Below are 397 nucleotides of genomic sequence, written 5' to 3'. Positions count from 1 at the left end.
CGTTTCAGCAGGTCGGGGCGGTCCTCGACCCAGCGGCGCACCGCGGCGAGGTCGGGGGATTCGGCGTGCCGGACGGTCAGCACGAAGTTGCGGCCCAGGAAGACGTGGACCTCGCCGAAGTCGACCTCCTCGGTTTCGTCGACGTAGCGCGCGGCGCGCAGGACGGCGAACAGGGTCTCGCCGTAGCGCTCCAGCTTGGGCCGCTGGTGCGCCACGATCGCGTCCTCGACGGCCAGTTCGTGCAGGCCGAACTCCTCGGCGGCGGACAGCAGCTGCGCGGCGGCCGGGCGGTACAGGCCGATCCACGCCATCGCGCCCGGGCGTTCGTGCAGGCCGCGGTAGGTGTCCGCGAGGGTGGTCGGCGAGGCCACCCGCTGCCCGTCGACGTACAGTGCGC

General features: G+C 73.0%; 1 protein-coding gene. It reads right to left on the bottom strand.

Translation table 11 applies throughout. From position 1 onward, the window contains the following. Positions 1 to 397: CorA family divalent cation transporter (locus tag AC1DSF_RS31180; RefSeq protein WP_478184176.1), on the bottom strand; the 397-nt coding region annotated here is incomplete at both ends.

This window comes from Variovorax sp. 01N429 (assembly GCF_056399425.1).
Note: the sequence above shows the minus strand (reverse complement) of the source record. Positions and strands in the feature narration are given on the sequence as shown.